The 24016-nt window shown below is 73.0% G+C and carries 21 protein-coding genes; 8 read left to right on the top strand and 13 right to left on the bottom strand.

What is annotated here, in order from left to right:
- Positions 1-86 precede the first annotated feature (86 nt).
- Together trxA and JMJ56_RS09775 are read left to right on the top strand one after the other, a co-directional pair.
- The gene (trxA, locus tag JMJ56_RS09780; protein ID WP_043358710.1) at positions 87-416 is read left to right on the top strand and encodes a thioredoxin TrxA; all 330 of its coding nucleotides are present in this window, start codon (positions 87-89) and stop codon (positions 414-416) included.
- A gap of 46 nt (positions 417-462) precedes the next feature.
- Positions 463-1575: a PQQ-dependent sugar dehydrogenase gene (locus JMJ56_RS09775; RefSeq protein WP_202831449.1), complete on the top strand. Its 1113-nt coding sequence runs from the start codon at positions 463-465 to the stop codon at positions 1573-1575.
- Positions 1576-1627: 52 nt separating this feature from the next.
- Here JMJ56_RS09775 and JMJ56_RS09770 read toward each other — a convergent pair whose 3' ends face one another.
- The gene (locus tag JMJ56_RS09770) at positions 1628-2419 is read right to left on the bottom strand and encodes a Bax inhibitor-1/YccA family protein (protein WP_202831448.1); all 792 of its coding nucleotides are present in this window, start codon (positions 2417-2419) and stop codon (positions 1628-1630) included.
- Positions 2420-2621: 202 nt separating this feature from the next.
- Positions 2622-5129 (bottom strand): ABC transporter permease, encoded by a 2508-nt coding sequence (locus tag JMJ56_RS09765; protein WP_236037626.1) that lies wholly within the window; start codon positions 5127-5129, stop codon positions 2622-2624.
- Between the two features lie 120 nt (positions 5130-5249).
- On the opposite strand from JMJ56_RS09765, the gene JMJ56_RS09760 reads away from it, so the two are divergent.
- Positions 5250-5987, top strand: coding sequence for a TerC family protein (locus tag JMJ56_RS09760; RefSeq protein ID WP_202831447.1), 738 nt, complete (start codon positions 5250-5252; stop codon positions 5985-5987).
- Here the strand turns inward: JMJ56_RS09760 and JMJ56_RS09755 are convergent.
- Complete coding sequence (locus JMJ56_RS09755) at positions 5962-6732, bottom strand: SDR family NAD(P)-dependent oxidoreductase (RefSeq protein ID WP_328702337.1); 771 nt, start codon at positions 6730-6732, stop codon at positions 5962-5964. The two genes, JMJ56_RS09760 and JMJ56_RS09755, sit on opposite strands and share 26 nt — an antisense overlap.
- Positions 6733-6790: 58 nt before the next feature.
- Between JMJ56_RS09755 and JMJ56_RS09750 the strand changes: the two genes are divergently transcribed.
- Genes JMJ56_RS09750 through JMJ56_RS35245 form a run of 3 tightly spaced genes read left to right on the top strand, consistent with a single transcriptional unit; the run spans position 6791 to position 9214 of the window.
- Positions 6791-7672 carry a YicC/YloC family endoribonuclease gene (locus tag JMJ56_RS09750; RefSeq protein ID WP_202831445.1) on the top strand — a complete coding sequence of 294 codons (882 nt, stop codon included), beginning with the start codon at positions 6791-6793 and terminating at the stop codon, positions 7670-7672.
- Positions 7669-8289, top strand: coding sequence for a guanylate kinase (gene gmk / locus JMJ56_RS09745; RefSeq protein ID WP_202831444.1), 621 nt, complete (start codon positions 7669-7671; stop codon positions 8287-8289). The genes JMJ56_RS09750 and gmk overlap by 4 nt, the downstream gene beginning before the upstream one ends.
- A 1-nt stretch (position 8290) precedes the next feature.
- Positions 8291-9214, top strand: a complete 924-nt coding sequence (locus JMJ56_RS35245) for an AEC family transporter (RefSeq protein ID WP_202831443.1) — start codon at positions 8291-8293, stop codon at positions 9212-9214.
- Here JMJ56_RS35245 and JMJ56_RS09735 read toward each other — a convergent pair whose 3' ends face one another.
- From JMJ56_RS09735 to JMJ56_RS09715, 5 genes are all read right to left on the bottom strand, one after another.
- Positions 9215-10243, bottom strand: coding sequence for an amino acid ABC transporter substrate-binding protein (locus JMJ56_RS09735; RefSeq protein WP_202831442.1), 1029 nt, complete (start codon positions 10241-10243; stop codon positions 9215-9217).
- A gap of 14 nt (positions 10244-10257) precedes the next feature.
- A complete protein-coding gene (locus JMJ56_RS09730; protein WP_202831441.1) occupies positions 10258-11574 on the bottom strand; it encodes an NAD(P)/FAD-dependent oxidoreductase in 1317 nt (438 codons plus the stop codon).
- Positions 11575-11651: 77 nt separating this feature from the next.
- Positions 11652-12476 carry a 16S rRNA (adenine(1518)-N(6)/adenine(1519)-N(6))-dimethyltransferase RsmA gene (gene rsmA / locus JMJ56_RS09725; protein ID WP_202831779.1) on the bottom strand — a complete coding sequence of 275 codons (825 nt, stop codon included), beginning with the start codon at positions 12474-12476 and terminating at the stop codon, positions 11652-11654.
- Positions 12473-13777, bottom strand: coding sequence for a peptidylprolyl isomerase (locus tag JMJ56_RS09720; RefSeq protein WP_202831440.1), 1305 nt, complete (start codon positions 13775-13777; stop codon positions 12473-12475). The genes rsmA and JMJ56_RS09720 overlap by 4 nt, the downstream gene beginning before the upstream one ends.
- Positions 13778-13831: 54 nt before the next feature.
- Entirely contained in the window at positions 13832-14416 is a 585-nt protein-coding gene (locus JMJ56_RS09715) for a biliverdin-producing heme oxygenase (protein WP_202831439.1), read from the bottom strand.
- Between the two features lie 76 nt (positions 14417-14492).
- On the opposite strand from JMJ56_RS09715, the gene hemN reads away from it, so the two are divergent.
- Complete coding sequence (gene hemN / locus JMJ56_RS09710) at positions 14493-15887, top strand: oxygen-independent coproporphyrinogen III oxidase (protein WP_236037625.1); 1395 nt, start codon at positions 14493-14495, stop codon at positions 15885-15887.
- Here hemN and JMJ56_RS09705 read toward each other — a convergent pair.
- From JMJ56_RS09705 to JMJ56_RS09685, 5 genes are all read right to left on the bottom strand, one after another.
- A complete protein-coding gene (locus tag JMJ56_RS09705) occupies positions 15869-16282 on the bottom strand; it encodes a winged helix-turn-helix domain-containing protein (RefSeq protein WP_328702335.1) in 414 nt (137 codons plus the stop codon). The genes hemN and JMJ56_RS09705 overlap by 19 nt on opposite strands.
- Before the next feature lie 25 nt (positions 16283-16307).
- Complete coding sequence (gene modA, locus JMJ56_RS09700) at positions 16308-17075, bottom strand: molybdate ABC transporter substrate-binding protein (protein ID WP_202831438.1); 768 nt, start codon at positions 17073-17075, stop codon at positions 16308-16310.
- Between the two features lie 68 nt (positions 17076-17143).
- On the bottom strand, positions 17144-20392 hold the full coding sequence (locus JMJ56_RS09695; protein WP_202831437.1) for an efflux RND transporter permease subunit: 3249 nt from the start codon (positions 20390-20392) through the stop codon (positions 17144-17146).
- Between the two features lie 12 nt (positions 20393-20404).
- Positions 20405-21637, bottom strand: a complete 1233-nt coding sequence (locus tag JMJ56_RS09690; protein ID WP_202831436.1) for an efflux RND transporter periplasmic adaptor subunit — start codon at positions 21635-21637, stop codon at positions 20405-20407.
- Positions 21638-21639: 2 nt separating this feature from the next.
- Complete coding sequence (locus tag JMJ56_RS09685; RefSeq protein ID WP_202831435.1) at positions 21640-23013, bottom strand: TolC family protein; 1374 nt, start codon at positions 23011-23013, stop codon at positions 21640-21642.
- Between the two features lie 136 nt (positions 23014-23149).
- Between JMJ56_RS09685 and JMJ56_RS09680 the strand changes: the two genes are divergently transcribed.
- A complete protein-coding gene (locus JMJ56_RS09680; protein WP_236037624.1) occupies positions 23150-23494 on the top strand; it encodes a hypothetical protein in 345 nt (114 codons plus the stop codon).
- The last annotated feature ends 522 nt before the right edge of the window (positions 23495-24016 follow it).

The following is a 24016-nucleotide window of genomic DNA, read 5'->3' as shown; positions in this document are numbered from 1 at the left end:
GCGGCGGCCTTGACCCGAGCCCTCCGTGTGACGAATTCTTACGCCACGATGGGGCCTTTCCGGCTCCTGGAGCGAGGCGCAGAACGATGAGCGAACTCACCAAGGCCGTGACCGATGACAGTTTCAAGCAGGACGTGCTGGAAGCCTCCGGCCCCGTGCTGGTCGATTTCTGGGCGGAGTGGTGCGGCCCCTGCCGGATGGTCGGCCCGATCCTCGACGACATTGCCCGCGAGTATGACGGCAAGCTGACCATCGCCAAGGTCAACATCGACGAGAACCCGATGACGCCGAACGAGTACGCGGTGCGGGGCATCCCGACCATGCTGCTCTTCAAGGACGGCAAGCTGCTCGACACCAAGGTCGGCGCTCTGCCGAAGACGGCGCTGAAGGACTGGATCGCCGGCAAGATCGCCTGATCCCGGCGGGGCTTTCCGGCCTGGCCGGAGGCCCCATCTCCGCCGGATGAGACGTTTCCTGCGGACCTTCCTGTCCATTCCCTTGGCCCTGCCTTGGGCCCTGCCGGCCGTGGCGCAGAGCCCGGCCGGCTTTCGCGTGGCGGAATTCGCCGACGGCCTCGAACGCCCCTGGGGCGGAGCCTTCCTCCCGGACGGGCGGCTGCTGCTGACCGAGCGGTCGGGGCGGATGCGCCTCGTCGGGCGCGACGGGGCGGTGTCGCCTCCGCTCGCCGGCGTGCCGGAGGCAGAGGCGCGTGGCCAGGGCGGGTTGCTGGATGTGGCGCTCGCTCCCGATTTCCAGCGGACGCGGGAGGTCTATCTCTGCCAGGCGGCACTGGTGCAGGGCGGCGCGCTGACACGGCTGGTCCGCGCCCGGCTCTCGGCGGATGCGACGGCGCTGGAAGGGGCGACGCCCATCCTCGATGCGACGCCGCCGCAGGAGAGCGGCCGCAACCACTATGGCTGCCGCATCGCCTTCGGCCCGGACGGGGCGATGTACCTTGCGACCGGCGATCGCTATGCGACCAAGATGCGGGCGCAGCGGCTCGACGATCTCGGCGGCAAGGTGCTGCGCCTGGCGCGGAACGGTGCGGCGCTGGCCGACAACCCCTTCGCCGGTCGGCCGGGAATGCGGGCCGAGATCTTCACGCTTGGGCACCGTAACCCGCAGGGCCTCGCCTTCAATCCCTGGACGGGAAGCCTGTGGGAGGCGGAATTCGGTGCCCGCGGCGGGGACGAGGTGAACATCCTCCGGCCGGGGCGGAACTACGGCTGGCCGGTCGTCACCAAGGGCGTTGACTACGACGGCAGCCGGATCGGCGAGGGCACCGCGCGGCCTGACATGGAGGAGCCGGCGCATTACTGGGTGCCCTCGGTCAGCCCCTCCGGCATCGCCTTCTACACGGGCGACGCCTTCCCCGCCTGGCGCGGCAGCCTGTTCCTCGCGGCGCTCAACCCGCCTGGCCTCGTGCGTCTCTCGACTGATGGCGACCGGGTGACGGGAGAGGAGCGGCTGCTGCAGGGGCGAACGCGGTTCCGCCAGGTGCTGCAAGGGCCGGACGGATTCATCTATCTGCTGACGGATGAGGGCGCGGGACGGGTGCTGCAGCTCCGCCCATGAAAAAGGCCCCGGGGATCGCTCCCCGGGGCCCGTCCTGCCGGCTTGCCGCCGATCAGTTGTCGCTCTGGCGGACGCCCATGAACTGCATCATCAGCTGGAACAGGTTGATGAAGTTCAGGTAGAGGCCAAGCGCGTCCAGCACGCTGCGCTTGCCGGCCTCGTCCGTGCCATCGGCATAGGCGTACTGGACGTAGTCCGACTTGATCCGCTGCGTGTCGTAGGCAGTGAGGCCGGTGAAGACCACGACGCCGAGCACGCTGATGGCGAACTGGAGCGCCGTCGAGCCGATGAACATGTTCACCAGCCCCGCGATGATGATGCCGAAGAGGCCCATCATCATGAAGCTGCCCATCCGCGTCAGGTCGGCCTTCGTCGTGTAGCCGTAGAGGCTGATGGCGGCGAACATGCCCGCCGTCACGAAGAAGGCGCGTGCCACCGAGGCGCCGGTGAAGACCAGGAAGATGTGCGCCATGCTGGCGCCCATCACCGCGGCGAAGGCCCAGAACAGGGCCTGCGCGGTTCCCTTGGACAACCGGTTGATGCCGAAGCTCAGCACCAGCACGAAGGCCAGCGGCGCGAACATGGCGACATAGGCCAGGATTGTCGGCTGCACGGTGGCGCCACGCGGCGTCATCACGCGCTGGTAGAACAGCGCCTGAAGCTCAGGGACATTGGCGATCAGGTAGGCGACGATGCCCGTCAGCACCAGCCCCGAGGCCATCCAGTTGTAGACCCGGAGCATATACGCCCGGAGCCCGGCATCGACGGCGACCGCGTCGGCGGTCGCCGCGCGACCCCAGCCTGGCGCACCCGTCGTGGCACGATAGTCGGGTTGAAGGGCCATAGGTGTCTCGAACCTCCCAAAGGGGGTTATCCCCGCGATGTGCATTTATATGGACAGGCTGTAACCCGTTTCAACGGGATTCGGGAGCGGCAGGTCGAAGGCCGCCTCACATCCTCTCCGGCCGGCGGGCGAGGGGGCCACCGGCCTGCCTAATATGGCCCGGCGACCGGTTAGGTTCATGTGAAGAAGTGTGCATGTCCGCCTATTCGTTCCGAAGGAGCGGCGCAGGGCGGGCGCGGAGTGCGAGGGCGGTGCCGATCTGGCCGCAGAGCAGCGTCAGCAGGGCACAGCCGAGGACGGTCGCGGCGAGCGTCCCCGGCAGCGGTGCCCAGTGCGCCTGCATCACCAGGGTGACGACGGCCCAGGAGGCGGCACTGCCGGCCACCGCCGCCAACGCCCCGGCAACCAGGCCGATCAGCGCGTACTCCACCAGCCAGGCGGCGCGGATCTGCGCCCGCGTCGCGCCGATCGTCTTCAGCACCACCGCATCGCGCACCCGCTGGCGCTGCCCGGCGGCGACGGCGCCGGCCAGCACCAGCCCGCCCGCCAGCAGCGTCACCCCGCCGACCGCCGACATCGCCGTGCCGATGCGGCCGAGCAGCGTCGCCACCGCCTCCAGCGCATCCCGCACGCGGATGCCGGTGATGTTGGGGAAGGCATCGGTCAGCACGCGGAGCACCGTCGCATCCTGCGCCGCATCGCCGCGGAGGGTGGCGATATGGGTGTGCGGCGCCGCCTCCAGCAGGCCGGGCGAGGCGACCATGGCGAAGTTCAGCCCGAGGCCGCGCCAGTTCACGTCGCGCAGGTTGGCGATGGTGAAGTCGATGTTGCGGCCGAGGATGTTGAGGGTGATGACGTCGCCGAGCCCGACGTCCCAACCCTTGGCGATGTTCGCCTCGAAGGAGAGCAGCGGCGGGCCGCGATAGTCGGCCGCCCACCACTGCCCGGCGACGAGGCGCGTGCCGTCGGGCGGGGTCGGCGTGTAGGTCAGGCCGCGGTCGCCGCGCAGCGCCCAGGCGGTCTCCGGCGTCGTCCGGTACTGCTCGGCGGGGATGCCCTTCACCGCGGCGACGCGGGCGCGGAGGCTCGGCACCCGCTTCACCTCCTCGATGCCGGGGATGCCGCGGGCCAGCGCGTCGAACCGCCCGGCCTGGTCCGATTGGATGTCGATGAAGAAGAAGTTCGGCGCATTGGCTGGCATCTCGTTGGCCAGCTCGCGGCGGAGGTTGCCCTCGATCTGGGCGATGGCGGCAAGCGTCGTCAGCCCGATGCCGAGCGAGACCACCAGCAGCACGGTCGGTGCCCCCGGACGGTGGAGGTTGGCGAGACCGAGGCGCAGTGCCGGCCGGCGCAGATGGCCGAGCCGCCGGGCCAGCAGCATCAGCCCGGCGGCGCCGAGGCGGAAGAGCAGCAGCGCCCCGATCGCCGCGCCGCAGAAGCCGGCGGCGAAGATCGGGTCGCCGGAGCTGCGGATCACGAGGGCGATCAGCGCCAGGGCGGCAAGCGCATTGAGCGCCAGCACCGGCCAGGCCGGGCGGCCGGTGGCCGGCTGCACGGCATCCCGGAACAGCGCCGCGCCCGAGATTCGCGCCGCCCGGCCAAGCGGCCAGAGGGCGAAGGCCAGCGCGGTGAGGACGCCGTAGAGCGCTGCGCCGATCAGTGGCCGCGGATAGGGGGCGAGGCGCGGCGGCACCGGCAGCGCGCCGGACAGTGCTTGCGCCGCTGCCCAGGTCAGCCCGTAGCCCACCACCAGCCCGATGACGATGCCGAGCGCGGCCAGCGCCATCACCTGGATCAGGTAGGTGAAGAAGATGACCGAGGACGGCGCGCCGAGGCAACGCAGCGTGGCGATGGAGCGGGCACGGGCCTCCAGCCAGGCGCGCACGCCGGTGGCGACGCCGATCCCCCCCACCAGCAGGGCGGTAAGGCCGGCGAGCGTCAGGAAGGAGGCGGAGCGGTCGAGGAAGCGGTTCACTCCGGGTTCCGCCGCATCGGCGGTGCGGATGCGCCAGCCCTCGGTGGCGAAGGCGGCCTGCAGGCCCTCCGCGAAGGCCTTGGGGTCGGCGCCGGCCGGCAGGCGGAGGCGGAGGTCGCTCTGATAGAGGCTCCCGGGCTGGATCAGTTGCGTCTCGGCCAGGGTGGCGGCGGCGATCATGGCGCGGGGTCCGAAGAGCGCGGGCGTCGCCACCTTGTCCGGCTCCACTTTGACCGTCGCGGCGAAGCGGAGATGCGCCTCGCCGATCCGCACCTCGTCGCCGGGGGCGAGGCCGAGCCGCCCGGCGACCAGCGGGTCGAGGGCGATCATGCCGGGGGCGAGCGGCACGGGCGGATCGAGCTCGAGCCGTCCGATTAATGGGTAGGCGCCATCCACCGCCTTCAGCTCCACCAGCATGCGCTCGCCCCGCGGCGATACGGCCATGGCGCGGAGCGAGGTGATGGCGGAGGGCACGGCGCCGCGGGCGGTGGTCCAAGCGAGAAGCTCCGGCGGCAGGGGGCGCGAGCCGCCGCGGACCTCGACGTCGCCGCCGAGGATGCGGGCGCCATCGGCCCGGAGCCCGGCCTGGATACCGGCGCGCAGCGTCCCGACCGCGGCGATGGCGGCGACGCCGAGGGCGAGGCAGGCAAGCACGATGCGCAGGGACCGCATCCCGCCGCGTAGCTCGCGCCGCGCCAGGACGAGGCCGAGCCTCGCTTGGCCGAGGATGCCCAAATATCGTCTCCGCAATGGTGTTATGCTTCCGAGGTGGGGCGCCGGAATGGCGATCCAAGGCCTGGCGGCAGCGCTTGCAGTGAAGAAGCGTTACGCCGCCCGACCGGGAGAGCGGAACGAATGGAAAGTGAAATTGTCGTCGCCCTTGTGGCGCTCATCGCGATGGAGGTGGTGCTCGGCATCGACAACCTCGTCTTCATCGCCATCCTTTCCAACCGCCTGCCGGAGGAGCAGCGGGTCAATGCGCGGCGGATCGGCCTCGGCCTCGCGGTGCTGATGCGCTTCGCCATGCTGGCCGGGACCTCCTGGCTGTTGTCGCTGACCCGGCCGCTTTTCGACGTGGCGGGGATGGAGTTCTCCGGCAAGGACCTGATCCTGCTCGCCGGTGGCCTCTTCCTGATCGGCAAGGCGGTGATCGAGATCCATCACCGGGTCGACCCGGACAGCCAGGCGGCGGCGCATCAGGCGGATGCGCGCGTGGCGAGGTTCTGGCCGACGGTCTTCCAGATCCTGCTGCTCGACTTGGTTTTCTCGGTGGACAGCATCCTGGCAGCCGTCGCGCTGACGCGGGAATTCTGGATCATCGCCACCGCAATCGTCGTTGCCGTGCTGGCCATGCTGCTGTCGATGGATGCGCTCTCCCGCTTCATGGAGCGCAACCCGACGGTGGTGATGCTGGCGCTGGCCTTCCTCGTCATGATCGGCATGGTGCTGGTGGCCGAGGGCTTCGGCGTCCATGTGCCGAAGGGCTTCGTCTATGTCGCCATGGCCTTCGCCGCGGCGGTGGAGGGGCTCAACCTGCTGGCGAAGCGGGCGATGCGGCGGAAGGGGACTACTTCTTCGCCGGGAAGCGGTTGAAGACCAGGGCGCGAAGACCGGGCGGCAGGCCGCCCGTCAGCCGCGCCGCCAGGTAGAGCGGCCAGGGATAGGCGATGCGGGTACGGCCGGCGGCGATGCCGGCCAGCGTCCGCTGCGCCGCCTCCTCCGGCTCCATTAGGAAGGGCATGGGAAAGGCGTTCCGGGCGGTCATCGGCGTGCGGATATAGCCGGGGCAGACGGCGTGGAGGCGGATGCCGCGCCGCCGCTCGCTGGCATCCAGCGCTTCGGCCCAACGCTGCACCGCCGCCTTGCTGGCGCAATAGGCAGGCGCGCCGGGGGCGGCCACGAAGGCGGCGACGGAGGCCACCACCGCCACCCGGCCGCGCACTCCGTCCGGGCGGGGTGACTGGGCAGCCATCGCCTCGATCGCCGGAAGGGCGGTGTTCAGCACGCCGGTGACATTGGTCTCGAAGACCGAGCGGGCGACCGAGGCAGGCTCCACCGCGCCGCCAGTGCCGGCGGAGATGCCGGCATTGGCAAGGACGAGGTCCAGCCGGCCGGCGGAGCCGATCCATTCGGCCATCGCCCCGGCGTCACAAACATCGACCACGCGCGGCATGGCGGCGGCGCCGGCGGCGCGGCAGGCCTCGGCCGCCGCCTCCAGCCGGGCCGGGTCGCGGCCGCCGAGATGCAGCACCGCGCCCTCCCCCGCGCAGGCGAGCGCGAGCGCCCGTCCGAGGCCCGAGGACGCCCCCGTCACCAGCACATGCCGCCACGCTGCCATCGCTTGCATCCCGCCGCGCCGCGCGGGACAAGGCGCGGCGATGGGCACTCTTATGAGCATGACCGGCTTCGCGCGCGAGAGTGGCGTGCTGGCCGATGGCACCGGCTTTGTCTGGGAACTCCGCAGCGTCAACGGGCGGGGCCTCGACCTCCGGCTGCGGCTGCCGAACGGCATGGATGCGCTGGAGGCGGGGCTGCGCGAGGCGCTGGCCAAGCGGCTGAAGCGCGGCAACGTCTCGGCGACGCTGAGCCTGAAGCGGGAGGAACGGCCACGGCTCGCCGTCGATCCGGCGGCGCTCGACCAGGCCTTGCGGCTGGCGCTTGACCTCGCCGCGCGCATCCCGGGCAGCGCGCCGCCGCGGGCCGAGGCGCTGCTGGCGCTGCCGGGCGTCATGCGGAGCGAGGTCCCGGAACCGGACGAGGCGCTCGAGGAGGCGAAGCGGGGCGAACTCGCCGCCGCCTGGGGCCGGGCGCTGAAGGAGCTGGTCGCCGCCCGGCACGCGGAAGGGGCGAAGCTCCAGTCCATCCTCGCCGGGCTGCTCGACGAGGTCGCGGCGCTGCGCGAGCAGGCCATCGCCGAGGCCGCCGACCAGCCGGAGGCGCAAAGGCGGCGGATGCTGGAGCAGCTCGCGGCGCTGCTCGGCGAGGGCGGCATGGCGCGGGTGCCGGAGGAGCGGCTGGCGCAGGAAGTGGCGCTGCTCGCCCAGAAATCCGACGTGCGGGAGGAGCTCGACCGGCTCGGCGCCCATATCGAGGCGGCCCGCACCCTGCTGAAGGCGGGCGAGGGCGCGGGGCGGAAGCTCGACTTCCTCACCCAGGAATTCGTGCGCGAGGCGAATACGCTCTGCTCGAAATCCGCGTCTGTCCCCCTCACCCGCACCGGGCTGGCGCTGAAGGCCGCGATCGAGCGGCTGAAGGAGCAGGCGGCGAATGTCGAATGATGCGTAAGGGCTGCTGCCTCGTCCTCGCCGCCGCACCGGGTGGCGGCAAGACCAGCATCTCCCGCGCCCTGCTGGAGCTGGAGCCGGAGCTGCGGCTCTCGATCAGCGCGACAACGCGGGCGCCAAGGCCTGGCGAGCGGGAGGGGGAGCACTACTTCTTCCGCAGCCCGGCGCAGTTCGCGGCCGGCGTGGCGGCGGGCGAGTTCCTCGAGCATGCCAGCTTCCTCGGCCGCTCCTACGGCACGCCGCGCGCCCCGGTGGAGGCGACGCTGGCGGCCGGGCAGGACGTGCTCTTCGACATCGAATGGCAGGGGCATCGGCTGTTGAAGGCGTCGATGCCGGAGGATGTCGTCGGCATCTTCCTGCTGCCGCCGAGCCTCGCCGAGCTGGAGCGGCGGCTGCGCGGCCGCGGCCAGGACGCCGAGGAGGAGATCGCCCGGCGCATGGCGGCCTCGCGCGAGGAAATGCGGCACTGGGACGAGTTCGACCACGTGCTGGTGAACGACGACTTCGCCACGACCGTCGCCGCGGCGCGGGCCATCCTGCACGCCGCGCGGACGCGGCGGAGCCGCCTGCCCTGGCTGCCGGGCTTCGTCGCCGGGCTGCTGGGGGAGTAGGGTGGGGGCGGTCCTCGAGGTCGTCGGGCCGGTCTTCGTCATCATCGGCCTCGGCTGGGCGATGGCGCGCCGCAACTTCATCGACGCGCCGGGCTTCGCGGCGCTGAACCGCTTCGTCTTCACCTTCTGCGCGCCCTCGCTGCTCTTCCTCGGCGGGACGACCGGGGCAGGTGGCGGCGGGCGGGCGGCGCTCGCCTTCTTCCTTGGCACGGCGGTGCTTTATGCAGGCGTGCTGGTGCTGGCACGGCGGCGGATGCCGCTCGGCCAGGCGGGGATGCTGGCGCTCGACGCCACCTTCGGCAACACGGTGATGATGGGCATCCCGCTCATCCTCGCGGCCTTCGGGCAGGCGGCGCTGGCGATGCTGCTGGCGATCCTCGCGCTGCATTCCATGCTGCTGCTGGGAACGGCGACCGTCGTCGCCGAGATCGGGCTGCATGCGCGGGCGCCCTGGCGGCGGGTGCTGCGGGCGACGTTGCTCGGCGTGGCAAGGAACCCGATCGTCATGGCGGTGCTGGCGGCGCTGGTCTGGCGGCTGGTCGGGCTGCCGCCGCCGCCCGGCGTGGTGCGGCAGACGCTCTCGCTGCTCGGCGGCGCGGCGCCGCCGGTCGCGCTGTTCTGCCTGGGCGGCAGCCTGGCGCGCTTCGATGTCGCCAGCGCCTGGCGGGAGACGGTGGTGGCAACGGTGCTTAAGCTGCTGGCGATGCCGGCGCTGGTCGCGCTGGTCGGCGCGGCGATGGGGCTCGACCGGCTGGAGATGGCCGTCGCCGTCACGGCGGCGGCGCTGCCGACCGGCGCGAACGCCTTCCTGCTCGCCGAGCGCTATCGGATCGGGGCGGCGCGCTCAGGGGCGACGGTGCTGGCCAGCACGCTGCTCTCCGTCGTCACGCTGGCGGGGCTGCTGGCCTGGTTCGGGATCGGCTGATCAGCGCATGGGCGGGGCGAATTGCAGGCCGCCCTTGGTCCACAACGCATTTGGGCCGCGCTCGACGCCCATCGGGGTGATCGAGCGGTCCCACATCTCGCCGTAATTGCCGACCTGGCGGATCGCCTCATAGGCCCAGCGGTTGTCGAGTCCGAGCGCCTCGCCGAGATTGCCCTCGCGCCCGAGCAGGCGGCGGATGTCGGGGTTGGTGCTGGCGTCGTGCCTGGCGAGCTCGGTGCTGCGGACCTCGAGCACCTCGGCGGTCAGCAGGGCGAAATGCACCCAGCGCACCACGTCGAACCAGCGGTCGTCGCCCTTGCGGACCATGGAGCCGGAGGGGCCGGTGCTGATCATCTGCGGCAGGATGCGGTAGTCCTTCGCCCGCTCCGGCCCGAGCCGCCAGCGGAAGCCGGCGAGCTGCGAGGCATCAGTGGTGAAGGCGTCGCACCGGCCGGCGAGGAAGGCCTCCTGCACCTCGGTCACGCCGCCGATCATCACCGGGGTGAAGCGCATGTTGCGGGTTCGGAAATAGTCGGCGAGGTCGAGCTCCGTGCTGGTACCCGGCCGGACGCACACGCTGGCGCCGTCGAGCTGGCCAGGCTCCGTCACGCCGGAATCGGCACGGACGATGAAGGTGGTGCCGTCCCAGAAATTCGTCGCGGCGAAGAGCAGGCCGAGATTGCCCTCGCGCGTCAGCGACCAGCCGGTGTTGCGGATCAGCACGTCGATCTCGCCCGATTGCAGGGCGGTGAAGCGGGTCTGCGCCGAGAGGTTGACGTAGCGGACGCGCTTGGCGTCTCCGAGCACGGCTGCGGCGATGGCACGGCAGTAATCGGCATCGAGCCCCTGAACCTCGCCCCGGCTGTCGGCGAGCGAGAAGCCGGCGATCTCGCCCGAGACGCCGCAGAGCAGCTGGCCGCGGGCACGGATCGCATCGAGCGTAGCCGAGCCGCTGGGACGTGGCTGGGCAGCGGCGGGGCCGGCGGCGAGACCGAGGGCGAGCAGGGCGAGGAGGCAGAGGCGGCGCATGAGGTCTCTCCGGGTTAGGCGGCGCGGCGGGTGGCGCGGGCGAAGCGTTCCAGCCGGAAGGGCGCCGGATCGACGACGGGCGCGGCGCCGATGGCAAGCTCGGCGGCCAACCGCCCGGCGCCGGGACCGAGGCCGAAGCCATGGCCGGAGAAGCCGCTCGCCAGGATGAGGCCGGGCAGCGCCGCGACCGGGCCGATGACCGGCACCGCATCGGGCGTCGCATCGATCAGCCCGCCCCAGCTATCGGCGACGCGCATCGCCTTGAAGGCCGGGAAGTCGCGCGCGAGGTTGGCCTGCGCCTCGGCGAGGATGCCGGGGACGGGCGCCGGGTCGAGCACGCGGACTCGCTCGAAGGGCGTCACTTCGTCCATCGACCAGCGGCGCGGCATGCGCCATTCCTCGAGGAAGCGGCCGCCGACGCGGAGCCGCAGCTCATGCCATTGCTTGCGGAGCGAGGGCAGGAAATCGCCCATCAGGCGGAAGCTGTCGGGCACGATCTCAGCGACGCTGGCGCCACGCTGGGCCACCGTGTAGCCGCCATCGCGCCGCTTGCGGAAGGCCCAGTCGGAGGCGCCGACGGCCATCTCCGGCAGGCCCTCCAGCTTCTCGGTGCGGAGGACGGAGCCGAGGATCTTCAGCTGGGGGAAATCGACGCCATGGTTGCCAAGGAAGAGGCGCGACCAAGCGCCCGCGGCGAGGATCACGCCGTCGCAGGCGATCCGTCCGCGCTCGGTGACGACTCCGGCGATTCGGCCGCCCGTCAGGTCGAGGCCGCGTACCGCGCATCCGGTGAGGATCGCAGCGCCGGCGCGGCGTGCGGCTGCGGCCATGGCCGGCACCGCCAAGGAGGGCTCGGCCCTTCCGTCGCTCGGCGTGTGCAGGCCGCCGGCCCAGCGGCGGGTGGTCTGGGGGAACATCTCCGCCACCTGGCCGGGGGTGAGCAGGCGGGCATCGATCTGCCATTGCCGCGCATGCTCGAGCCAGGCCTCGTGCGCCGCGGTGTGCTGCGGGGTTTCGTGTAGGTAGACGACGCCGGCGCGACGAAAGCCGGTCGGCGCCTCGAGGCGGGCTTCCATTCCCTCCCACTGGCGGAGGGACTCGAGGGAAAGGGGCAGCTCGGCCGGGTCGCGCCCCATCTTGCGGCACCAGCCCCAGTTGCGGCTGGATTGCTCGCCGGCGATGCGGCCCTTCTCCACCAGGGCGACGGAGATGCCGCGCTCGGCGAGCGTCAGCGCGGCCATGACGCCGATGACGCCGCCGCCGATCACCACGACCGCGGCGTGGGCGGGCAGCGCCTCATCGCCCTGAAATGGATCAACCGCTGCAGGCATGCGTCACCTCGAAGGCCATGCGGCAGGGTGGCGAATCGCCGGCGCGAGGCCAAGGCCCCTCGTTGCGCCGTGAGCGATCAGCCGCGCGCGAGCAGCACGCGGGCGAGGCGATCGAACTCCGCGATGCTCAAGGTTTCCGCACGGCGGTCGCCGGCGATCTCCGCCGCGGCGAGCAGGCCCTCGGCATCGCCGAGCGATTTCAGGGCGCCGCGCAGCATCTTGCGGCGCTGGCCGAAGGCGGCGGCGGTCAGGCGCTCCATGCTGCGGAACAGCGCCTCGCCGGGGTCCTCGGCATGCGGGGTGAGGCCGACCACGGCGGACCAGACCTTCGGCGGCGGGCTGAAGGCGCCGGGTGGCAGGCGCAGCAGCAGCTCGCAGCGGCAGCGCCACTGGGCGAGGACGCCGAGCCGGCCATAGGCTTCCGTCCCCGGCGCGGCGCAGATGCGCTCGGCGACCTCCTGCTGGAACATCAGCGCCATTCCGGTCAGCGCCGCGGCGCCACGCAGCCAGCCAACCAGCAGGGGCGTCGCCACGTTGTAGGGCAGGTTGGCGAGGATGGCGCGTGGCGCGGGGATGAGCGCCACCGGCTCGATGGTCAGCGCATCCGCCTCGATGACGCGGAGCCGTCCGGGATGGGCGGCTTCCAGCTCGGCCAGGACGGCGATGGCGCGGCGGTCGAGCTCCACCGCCGTCACCGTGTCGGCGGGGCCGGCGAGCAGGGCGCGGGTCAGGCCGCCGGGGCCGGGGCCGACCTCCAGGACGTGGCGTCCCGTGAGGTCGCCGGCGAGGCGGGCGATGCGGGCGCAGAGTGCCTCGTCCAGCAGGAAATGCTGGCCGAGGGACTTCCGTGCATCGAGCCCGTGGCGGGCGATCGTCTCCCGCAGCGAGGGGAGCGCGGTCAGTTCCGCATCTCAATCACGGCGCGGCGGCGCAGGTCGCGCTGGAGCTGGCGGGACAGCAGCTCGATCCGGTCCCGCAGCATCTGCTGCTTGGCCTGGTCGGGCGTCAGCTCGGCGAGGTTTCTCTGCTCGCGGGAGCAGACCATCATCACCAGCACGCCGTCCGGCATGAGGATGGGCTGCGAGGGCTTGCCGGGGGAAAGGCCCGCCAGCATGGCACGCAGCGGCGGCGGGTTCACCGTCTCCAGCCGGATCTGGCCGGGGTCGGCGGCGCGCTCGTTGCCGCCGGCGCTCCGGGCTGCAGCCTCGACGGCGTCGCAGCTGCGGGCACTGGTGGCGAGGCGCTGAGCCTTCTCCACCTGGTCGCGCTGCTGCTGCGTCGGGTTGTTCGGGTCGAGCGTGCCGGCGAAGGGGAAATAGGCCTGGCGGACGCTGATCAGCGTGGCGAGGTCGCGGCCGCTCTCGCGCTTCTGGCGGAGCGCCACGATCTGGAAGCCGCCGGGCACCTTGATCGCGTTGCTGACGGCGCCGGGCGGCATGCGCTCCGCAACGGCGGCGACGGCCGGGTCCAGGTCCTCCTTCCGGGTCCAGCCGAGGTCGCCGCCCTGCAGGGCTGTCTGCGACTGGCTGAACTGCGTCGCTGCCACCGGGAAGGGGATGCCGGCGCGGAGCTGGCGGATCACCTCCTCGGTGAAGCGGTTGACCTCGGCCTCGTTCCGCGGGTCGTCGAGCGGGACAAAGATCTCGGAGAGCAGGTATTCCGGCTGCCCGGTGCGGGCGGCGGCGGCGCGGATGGTCTCCTGCACCTCGGCATCGGAGGGGATGGCGGTGGGGCCGAGTTGCTGGCGCAGCAGCCGGGCCCAGCCGATCTGGGTGCGGATCTGATCGTAGAGCACGCGCGGCTGGACGCCGACCTGGCGGAGCTGCTGGCTAAGCGCACCCTCCGGCAGGTTGTTGCGCTGCTCCAGTTCCTTCACCGCATCGGCGACATCGCTATCGGCGACGGGGATGCGGCGGCGCTGCACCTCCTGCAGGCGAAGGCGCTCGTCGATCAGCAGGCGCGTGACCTGCGGGGTGAGGCGGTCCAGCACCTCGGGCGCCACGGCGATGCCGGCATTGAGGGCGAAGAGCCGGGCGCGACCGACGATGTCGGCACGGCTCACCACCTCGCCGTTGATCACGGCGACGATGCGGTTGGACTGCGCCGCGGCCTGGGATTGCGGCGGCAGCTGCGCGCCCGCCGGCAGGGGCAGGACGGCGGCCAGCAGCAGGGCGAAGGCAGCGGAACGGAGGGGGCGCGGCATGGGGGCGTTCCTTAGCCGGGCTGTGGCGGCAATGCCAGGGCCATGCATGGACGGTCAGGCGAACCAGGCCTCGAAGGCGGCGAAGGTCGCGGCGGCGCCGGCCTGCATCCCGGCGAGGCCGCCGGGTTCGGTGCCGCAGGCCTCGATGGCGGCACAGCAGGCGGCCCACATCGCCCCGTGCCGGGCACCATGGCCAAGGAGGAAGCCCCTCCCCTCCCCGCTGTCCCCTGGCAGCAGGTGGTCGAGGCCGCGGGCAAGCTGGCGGCCCCCGAGGGTGGAGCCTTCGGTCACGTAGAGGGCGCCCAGGGCATGCGCGGCGGTGGCGAAGCCGGACATGGGGGCGAGCGGCGCCTCGGCCGGGACGCCGAGATGGGCGAGGTCGGCCCGCAGCAGCGGCGCGCGGCGGCGCCCGGCGAGGTCGATGCCCCAGAGGGAGAGCGAGCGGGCGAGCAAGGGGGCGGCGAGGGCGGCCTCGATCGCCGCATGAAAGCCGAGCAGGCGGCGAAGCAAAGCGGCATAGCCGGGCCGGTCCAGCCTGCCCTCGGTGAGGTCCTGGAAGGCGGGGATGTGGTGCAGCCGTTCATGCGTCGCGGCGGTGGCCGCACGGAGGGCGAGGCGGGAGGTCGGGTGGGAAGGCACTGGGGCGCGGAATACCTTGGCAGGGGGGATACCGTACCAGCCCAGTCGGCTTCATGCCAGGGAAAGGCCGGCCGGTTTGCGCCGGCGCAAGGACGGTGGCGCGGCGCCGGTGCAGCCTGCCGGCATGACCGATGCCGCCCTGCCCTCCCGCCTGCTGCTCGCCGAGGCGCGGGTGCCACGCTACACCAGCTACCCGACGGCCGCGCTGTTCGGGCCGCTGGAAGAGACGACCTACCGCCGCTGGCTGGCCGAACAGATCGGGCCGGGCGATGCGCTCTCGCTCTACGTGCATGTGCCCTTCTGCCGCGAGCTGTGCTGGTACTGCGCCTGCCATACGAGGCCGACGCGCTCGGCGGCGCGGATCGAGGCCTATCTCGCCGCGCTGCTGGCCGAAGCAGGTCTGCTGGCCGCGGCGCTGCCGGCGCATGGCGGCATCGCCCACCTGCATCTCGGCGGCGGCACACCCTCGATCCTCGGGCCGGAGGGGCTCCGTGCGCTGGTTGGCCTGCTGCGCGGGCGGTTCGGCCTGCGGGCGGGGGCGGAGCTGGCGATCGAGCTGGACCCCAGGTTGTTCGACGCGCCGCTCGCCGGGGCACTGGGGGAGTTCGGCTTCACCCGGGCGAGCCTCGGCGTGCAGGATATCGACCCGGAGATCCAGCGGCGCATCGGCCGGGTGCAGCCGATGGAGCAGGTCGCCGAGGCCGTGCGGCTGCTGCGCGCCGTCGGCATCGGCGGGGTCAATCTCGACCTGATGTACGGGTTGCCCGGGCAGGCGGAGGCGCATGTGGCGGCGAGCGCGCGCTTCGCCGCCACGCTCGGCGCCGACCGGCTCGCGGTCTTCGGCTATGCGCACCTGCCAGGGGCGCGACCGCACCAACGGGCGATCGACGCCGCCGCCCTGCCCGGCGCGGCGGCGCGCATGGCACAGGCCGAGCGGGCGGAGAGGGAGTTGGTCGCCGCAGGCTATGTGGCGCTCGGCCTCGACCATTTCGCCCGGCCCGGAGATGCCTTGGCCATTGCTGCGGCGGAGGGGCGGCTGCGGCGCAATTTCCAGGGCTACACGACGGATGCGGCGCCGGTGCTGCTCGGGCTCGGGGCCTCGGCCATCGGCTCGCTGCCGGGCGGCTTCGCGCAGAACCTGGTCGATGAGCGGCGCTATGCCGAGGCGGTGGGCGCGGGGCGGCTGCCGGTCGCGCGGGGCCTCGCGGTGACGGCGGAGGACCGGCTGCGCGCCAGCCTGATCGAGCGGCTGATGTGCGACTTCGCCCTCGACCTCGACCGGCCGGAGGCGGCAGCGGTGATCCGCGATGCCCTGCCACGGCTGGCGGCGTTGGAGCGCGAAGGGCTGGTGCGGCGCGGGCCGGGGCGGCTGGAGGTGACGCCGCTCGGCCGGCGCTTCGTGCGGCAGGTGGCGGCCTGTTTCGATGCCCATGCCGAGGCCGGGGCGGCGCGCTATTCCGTCGCCGTCTGAGCCTCCTTCGCCCGGCGCATGAGGGCGGCGAGACGGGGTTCCGCGGCGCGCTGGGCGGCCCGTTCGATGGCGCGGTAATCGGCGACCAGGCTGTGGCCGGCCTCGGTCAGCGTCGCGCCGCCACCACGGTGGCCGCCGGGGCTGGCCGCCACCGCGGCCTGGCCGAGCAGCCGGTTCAGCGCATCGACCAGATCCCAGGCGCGCTTGTAGCTCATGCCGAGGGCGCGGCCGGCGGCGGAGATGGAACCCTCGCGGTCGATCGCCTCGAGCAGGTCGATCTTGCCGGGGCCGACGCGGCCCCGCGGCAGGTCGATGCGGAGGCTGAGCAGGCCGGAATCCTTGGCAGTGGCGGTCGATCCTTCATCGGTCATGGGGCGGAGTGTAGCGCTTTCCACGCGGGCGGCCTCCGGAGAACGCGGCTCAACGGGCCAGGGCGAAGCCGAAGCGCTGCCAGGTCGGTGCCGCCTCCGGCCCGGCGAGGAAGGCGAGCAGGGCGCGGGCCTCCGCAGTGCCCTCGGCACGGCGGGCCAGGGCGAAGGGGTAGGTGATCGGCGGGTGGCTCGCGGCCGGGAAGGTGCCGAGGACGCGGACGCCGCTGCCGGCGGCAGCATCGGTGGCGTAGACGATGCCGTAGGGAGCCTCGCCGCGCTCGACCAGCAGCAGGGCGGCGCGGACATTGTCGGCCCGTGCCAGGCGGGGGGCGAGAGCCTCCCATTGCCCCATCCAGGTCAGCGCGGCCTGGGCATAGCGACCGACCGGGACATGCGCGGGATCGCCGGTGGCGATGCGGCCGGCCGGCCCGAGCAAGGCGGCGAGGTCGGTCCCCCTGGCCAGGGGGACCGGGCGGGCGGCACCGGCAGGGGCGACGAGGACCAGGGAATTGCCGATCGGGCTGCTGCGCGTCGCCTCCGCCAGCAGGCCGCGCTGCTGGAGGTAGTCGGCCCAGGGCTCGTCGGCGCTCATGAAGAGGTCGGCCGGGGCGCCCTGCTCGATCTGCCGGGCCAGGGCGGAGGAAGCGGCGAAGGAGAGGCGGGGCGCCGGATGGCCGCGCGCCTGCCATTCGGCGGCGAGGGCCCGGAGGGCATCGGTGAGGCTGGCGGCGGCAAAGACGGTGACGGGCGCCTGCGCCCGGGCGACACCGGCAGGAGCAAGGCCCAAGGGCAGGGCGAGGAGGCTGCGGCGGCGCATGCGGGTCTCCCGGGACGTCGTATCCGTCTGGATATAGCGCGTGGGACGGCTGCCGTCGATGACCGGCCTCAGCCTATGCCGGCCAGGTCAGGCACCCGCCTCTGCCGGCTAACCCCGTCCGGCACGGCCGCCGGTGGCGGGTCGGCGCTGCCGAAGCAGGCGCAGAGCGCGGGCAGCACCATGAGGGTCAGCAGGGTCGCAGTGACGAGGCCGCCAATGACCACGGTGGCGATCGGCTTCTGCACCTCGGCACCGGCCCCGGTGGCGAGCGCCATTGGCAGGAAGCCGAGCGAGGCGACGAGGGCGGTCATCGCCACCGGCCGCAGCCGGTCCATCGCCCCCTGGCGGATGGCTGCCTCGCGGCCGAGGCCCGCGGCACGCAGCGTCCGGATGTGGTCCAGCATGACGAGGCCGTTCAGCACCGCGATGCCCGAAAGGGCGATGAAGCCGACCGCGGCCGAGACCGAGAGCGGCATGCCCCGGAGCCAGAGCAGGGCGATGCCGCCGGTCAGCGCCAGGGGCACGGCGCTGAACACCAGCAACGCGTCGCGCGGCGAGCCGAGGGCGGCGTAGAGCAGCAGGAAGATTAGGAAGAACACCGCCGGCACCACCACCAGCAGGCGCCCCCGCGCCGCCTCCAGGTTCTCGAACTGCCCGCCCCAGCCGAGCCAGGAGCCGGCGGGCAGGCGCAGCTCTGCCTCCACGCGCGCCCGGGCCTCGGCGACGACGGAGGCGATGTCGCGGCCACGGATATTGGCGGTGACGACGATGCGGCGCCGGCCGTTCTCGCGGCTGACCTGGTTCGGCCCCTCGGTCAGCCGGAAGGCGGCGAGACTGCGGAGGGGGACGCTCGCACGCGCCTCGCTGGGCAGCGCCACCGGCAGGTTGCGCAGCGCCTCGAGGTCGCGGCGCACCGCCTCCTCCACCCGCACCAGGATGGCGAAGCGGCGGTCCCCCTCGAAGACGCGGCCCGCCTCGCGGCCGCCGATCGCCGTGCCGATCACCTCTTGCACCGCGCCCAGGCTGAGGCCGCGCCGGGCGATGGCCGCCTTGTCCACGGTGATCTCGAGGAAGGGCAGGCCCGTCGCCTGCTCCACCCGCACGTCCTCGGCGCCCGCGATGCCGCGGAGGATGCCGGCGACCTGCTCGGCCGCCGCCAGCATCGCCACGGAGTCCTCGCCGAAGACCTTGACGGCTAGGTCGCCGCGCGTGCCTGCCAGCAGCTCGTTGAAGCGCATCTGGATGGGTTGGGTGAACTCGTAATTGTTGCCCGGCAGCCGGTTCACCGCCGCCTCGATGCGCCGCACCAGCGCCGCCTTCGGCAGCGACGGGTCGGGCCACTGGTCGCGCGGCTTCAGGATGATGAAGGCGTCGGAGACGTTGGGCGGCATCGGGTCAGAGGCGACCTCGGCGGTGCCGGTCTTCGAGAAGACAACCGCGACCTCGGGAAAGCGCGAGACCGTCGCCTCGATCGCCAGCTGCATCGCCTGCGACTGCGAGAGCGAGGTCGAGGGGATGCGCATCGCATGCATGGCGATGTTCCCCTCGTCGAGCTGCGGGATGAATTCCGAGCCGAGCCGCGTACCGAGCAGCAGCGCGCCGAGGAAGGCCAGCGCCGCGGCGCCGATGACCGGCGCCGGTCGCCGCAGGGCAAGGCCGAGCGCCGGGGCATAGCCGCGCCGCAGGGCGCGCAGCAGCCGGTTGTCCGCCTCCTCCACCCGCCCGGTGACCGCCAGGGCGACCATGGCGGGGACGAAGGTGAGCGAGAGGACGAAGGCCATGGCAAGCGCGATGATGACGGTCAGCGCCATGGGGGCGAACATCTTGCCCTCCACACCCTGGAAGGTGAGCAGCGGCACGTAGACCAGGATGATGATGGCCTGGCCGAAGACCGAGGGGCGGATCATCTCGCGCGCCGCGGCGGCCACCGTCTCCAGCCGTTCGGGCAGGAGCAGCCGCCGGCCGAGCGCCCGCTGCCGTCCGGCCAGGTGGCGCAGCGCGTTCTCGGTGACGATGACGGCGCCGTCCACGATCAAGCCGAAGTCGAGCGCGCCGAGGCTCATCAGGTTGGCGCTGATGCCGCTCTCCAGCATCCCCGTCGCAGTCAGCAGCATCGTCGCCGGGATGACCAGCGCCGCGACCACCGCCGCGCGCAGGTTGCCGAGCAGCAGGAACAGCACGGCGACGACGAGCAGCGCCCCCTCGGCGAGGTTCCGCGCCACCGTGCGGATGGTGGCATCGACCAGCTCCGTCCGGTCGAGCACCGTGCGCAGCCGGATGCCGGGCGGCAGCGTGCGGGCGATCTCGCGCAGCTTCCCCTGCACCGCGGTGGCGACGGTGCGGCTGTTTTCGCCGATCAGCATCAGCGCGGTGCCGACCACCGCCGGCGCCCCGTTCGCGCTGGCGCTGCCGGTGGGCAGCTCCCGCCCCAGCTCGACGCGGGCGATGTCGCGGATGCGCAAGGGGACGCCCTCGCGCGTCGCCACCACGGCGTCGCGGATGTCCTCCAGGGTTTCGAGCCGGCCGCCGGAGCGGACGACATAGCCCTCGCCGCCGCGCTCGATATAGCCGGCGCCGCGGCTCTGGTTGTTGCGCTCCAGCGCCTCCGCCACCGCGGCGAAGGAGAGGCCGAGGCCGATCAGCCGGGCCGGGTCCGGCTCCACATGGTACTGCTTCACCGCGCCGCCGATGGCGTCGACGCCGGCGACGCCCGGCACGTTGCGGAGCTGCGGGCGGATCACCCAGTCCTGCAGCGTCCGCAGGTAGGCCTCGCGCTCCAGCCCCGTCGTCAGGCGCTGCCCTTCGGGGGCGAGGTAGCTGCCGTCCGCCTGCCAGCCGGGGCGGCCGTCGCGCGCGGCATCGCCGACGCGGCGCGGCGCCCAGTCGAGCGTCCACATGCTGACCTCGCCGAGGCCGGTCGAGATGGGACCCAGCCGCGGCTCGGCGCCCTCCGGCAGCAGCTCGCGCGCCTCGGCCAGCCGCTCCAGCACCTGCTGGCGGGCGTAGTAGATCTCCACCTCGTCGCGGAAGATCGCCACCACCTGGCTGAAGCCGTTGCGCGAGAGCGAGCGGGTGGACTGCAGGCCGCGGATGCCGGCGAGGGCGGTCTCGACCGGGACCGTCACCTGCTTCTCGACCTCCTCGGGCGAGAGGGCGGGCGCCAGGGTGTTGATCTGCACCTGGTTGTTGGTGATGTCCGGCACCGCGTCGATCGGCAGCGACTGCAGGGAGCGCAGGCCGAAGCCGGCGGCGGCGGCGACCAACAGCACCACCAGCCAGCGCTGGCGGACCGAAGCCTCGATGATGCGTGCGATCATGGTCCGGCGGCCCTAATGCTCGTGCCCGGCTTCGGCCTTGCCGAGCTCGGCCTTGAGGACGAAGCTGTTGCCGGCGGCGTAGCGCTCGCCGGGATAGAGGCCGGAGACCACCTCGACGCCCTCCTGGTCGCCGCGGCCAAGCATCACCTCCCGCCGCACGAAGCCTTCCGGCGTGCGCAGGAAGAGGATGCTCTCGCCGCCGATCTCCTGCACGGCGCCGCGCGGCACCAGCACCGGCACGGTCGTGCGGGCGGCGGCGACTTCGGCGGTGACGAAGCCGCCCGGGCGGAAGGCGCCCTCCGCATTCGGCAGCTCGACCACGGCGCGGGCGGAGCGCGTCTCCGGGTCCAGCACCGGGCTGAGGAAGACGACCCGGCCTTCGCCCTGCGTCTCGCCCCGGATGCGCACCGCCATGCCCTCCGTGACGGCGGCGAGATCGGCGGTCGGCACCGCCAGCTCCACCCAGACGGTGGAGAGGTCGGCGAGCGTATAGACCTCCGCCTCGGCCGAGACCGCGTCGCCGAGCATCCTGGTGCGGGAGGTGATGCGGCCGGCGATCGGCGCGCGGACCTCCTGGCGGCGCAGCGTCTCGATGGGCTGGCGTGGCAGCGCCTCGATCTCCGCCCCGCCGAGGCCGATGGCGGCGAGCTTCTGACGCGCGAGGTCGAGGCGGATCTGCGCTTCCTGCCAATCGGTCCGCGCCTTCAGGAAATCCTGCTCGGCCGAGATGCGGCGCTGCCACAGCCGCTGCTCGCGCTCGAAGGTGAGGCGGGCGAGGTCGCTGGTGCGCAGCGTGGCGAGGTAGTCGCCCTTGGCGGCGGCGATCTCGGCGCTCTCGACCACGGCCAGCACCTCGCCGGCCGCCACCGTGTCGCCAAGGCGGCGGTGCAGGGCGGTGACGATGCCGGCCACGCGGGCGGGGACATGGGCCAGGCGGTCGGCATTCGCGGCGACGGTGCCGGGCAGCGAGGCATGCCGCGCGACGATGCCGGGGCCGGCCTCCGCCACCTCGATCCGGGCGGCGGCGACCTCCTCCCCGGTCATGCGGAGGGTGCCGTCGGCAGCCTCCTCGTCATGCCCCTCATGCGGGCCATGGGCATGGCCGCCGGCCGCATGCGGCGGCGCGGTCTCGACGGGCGGGGCAAGACCGAGGCCGAAGCGCAGACCGGCGGGCAGGCCTGGCGCCAGCACGGCGGCGCCGAGGGCCGCCACGGCGCCGGCGAGGAAGGCAAGGATGGATTTCATGGTCACGGCCTCCCGGCGGGGGCGGTGGCGGGGAGCAGCCCGGCGGCCCGGCCGCGGAGGCGGGTGATGTCGGCGCGCAGCTGCTGGACCTCGAGCAGGGCGGCGTTGCGCTGCTCGCGTGCGTCGGACAGGGCGCGCTGGGCATCAAGCACCTCGAGCAGCGAGAACTTGCCGGCGGCATAGCCCTCGCGCGCCGCCGCCGCGGCCTCCGCCGCCGCGGGCAGGACGATGCGGCGGAGCGAATCGGCCGCGCGCCAGGCCTGCTCCAGGCGGCGCTCGGCATCGGCGAGGGCGGCATCGAGATAAAGGCGGCCGTGCTCCGCCTCGGCCTCGGCCCGGGTCAGCTCGGCCCCGGCGCGCAGGATGTTGCCCTGGTTCCGGTCGAAGACCGGCAGCGGCACGCTGAGGCCGAGCACGAAGGCGCTGTCGCCGCCCGCCTCGCGGTAGCGCCGGAGGCCAGCGCCGAGGGTGACGTCGGGGATGGCGTTGCGCCGTTGCAGGTCGAGTTCGGCCCGGCGCTGGTCGATCAGCGCATCGAGCCGGGCACGGTCGAGCTGGCCCGGCGGCGCGGGCGCCGCGCGGGCGGGATCGGGGCGCGGTCCGGGGTCGTCGAACCAGGCGGACCGGGCGGGCAGGACCTCGATCTCCGGCGTCGCCAGGACCACCGAGAGGGCGCGCAGGGCGACCGCCGCCTCCCGCTCCGATCGTTCAAGGAAGACCGCGGCGGTCTCCCGCGCCACCTCGGCCCGGCGCTGCTGCGGGAAAGCTTCCCGCCCGGCCTCGACCCGGCCCCGGGTGGCGCGGAGAACCTCATCCGCCAGGCGCACCCGCTCGCGGGCGATCTCGGTGGCGCGGCCTGCGGCCACCGTCCCGGCCAGGGCGCGGTGCGCCTCGCGCGCCAGGTCGAGGCGCAGCGCCTCGGCATCGAGGCCGGTCAGCGCCACAGCGCGGTCTGCCGCCGCGATGCGGGCCTGCCGCTTGCCGCCGGTCTCGATGCGCTGGGACAGGGCATAGGTGGTCTCCAGCGAGGCGATGCCGCGATAGGATCCGCTGCCGCCGATATTCTCCGCATTGAAGGAGACGCCCGGGTTGGGCCGTAGCCCGGCGGTGACGCGGTCTCCCCGGGCCGCCTGGCGCCCGGCCTCGGCGCTGCGCAGGATGGGCGCGCGCGTCAGGGCGAGGCTGACGGCCTGCTCGGGCGAGGTCACGATGAGCCAGCCAGCCCGCTCCGCCGCGGACGCCACCGCGCCGGGGCTGGCCTGGGCCGGGCGACGGCGTGGCGGGGGCTCCGCGCCCGCGCGGGGGGCGATGGCCGTGGCAAGCAGCGCCGCGCCCAGCAGGGCGAGCGGAATACGGGACGGGATTCGGATCGGCATGGCACCCGGGGCGGACGGAGGCGAGGCAGGCCACCGTCCCCGGTCTGGCGGGGCGCGGTGGCCGGAGCGGCTCAGCTTCGGTCAGGCCCTGCCTGGGTGGGCGCGCGGGGGGCTCCGCCTCGTGGGAGGCACGGGCGTGGTCGGCGAAGGTCGCGCCAGGGTCCAGGGCGAGGACGAGCCTCGGCCGTGCGAGGGCCGGTGGCGTCAGGCGATCCGCCAGCTGGCAAGCGCAATGGGCGCCGGCATGGAGGATGCCGTGTGGGCGCGACGGCGTGTCCAGGCCGCCATCCTGATCCATCGCGGCGGAGGCCAGCATGGCGGGGCCGGCAGTGGAGGCCTCGGCGACGGGCGGGACCAGCAACGAGGCGAGCAACAGGGCGAGCGCGAGCAGCCGGGCGATGACCGCCCGCCCCTTCGTCGCCCCTGCCCTGCCCTTGCTGCGGGTCACGCCACGCCCCCGGATCGTGTGGTCGAGGTGTAAGGTGGTGGGGAGTTCGGTTCAAGTGGCTCGGCCGGGGGCAGAGCGGGACGGTCATTGCGGCACTGGTGGATGGCGTGCCCGGACCATGGCGCCTGACTGACTGTCTGGAAAGGCGATCAGACTGCAGCGCGGCGAAGCGTGATACGCGACATCGCCACGTGGATCGTGGTTCTCCTGTTTCAGGCAGGCGCTCGTAGTCCTCGGACAGGCGCCGCCATCGGCTGAGCCAACCGATGGCGGCGCCTGGGCAGCAGGTGAAAGCCCTTCGGCTTTTCTCCATGTCATAGCGCCGGGGGTGACGACGCGGTGCCTTGGCGTCTCGACACGCCAGCCGCGCCCGACCTCTAGCAGGCTGCTGAAATTCCCTCTCGCGATTGGCGCTGGATCGTGATTCGCTTGCCCCCGGTGGGGGAGGCTGATCGGGATGCGCGGCAAGGACGAGGTTCGGGGTTCGCTGTTCAGCTACGTCGATTTGGAGCAGCGGATCCGGTCCGACCACCCGCTGCGGCTGATCCGCGCCAT

The organism is Belnapia arida (genome assembly GCF_016773205.1).
Classification (GTDB): Bacteria; Pseudomonadota; Alphaproteobacteria; order Acetobacterales; family Acetobacteraceae; genus Belnapia; species Belnapia arida.
This window is presented reverse-complemented; position numbering and strand designations above follow the sequence as displayed.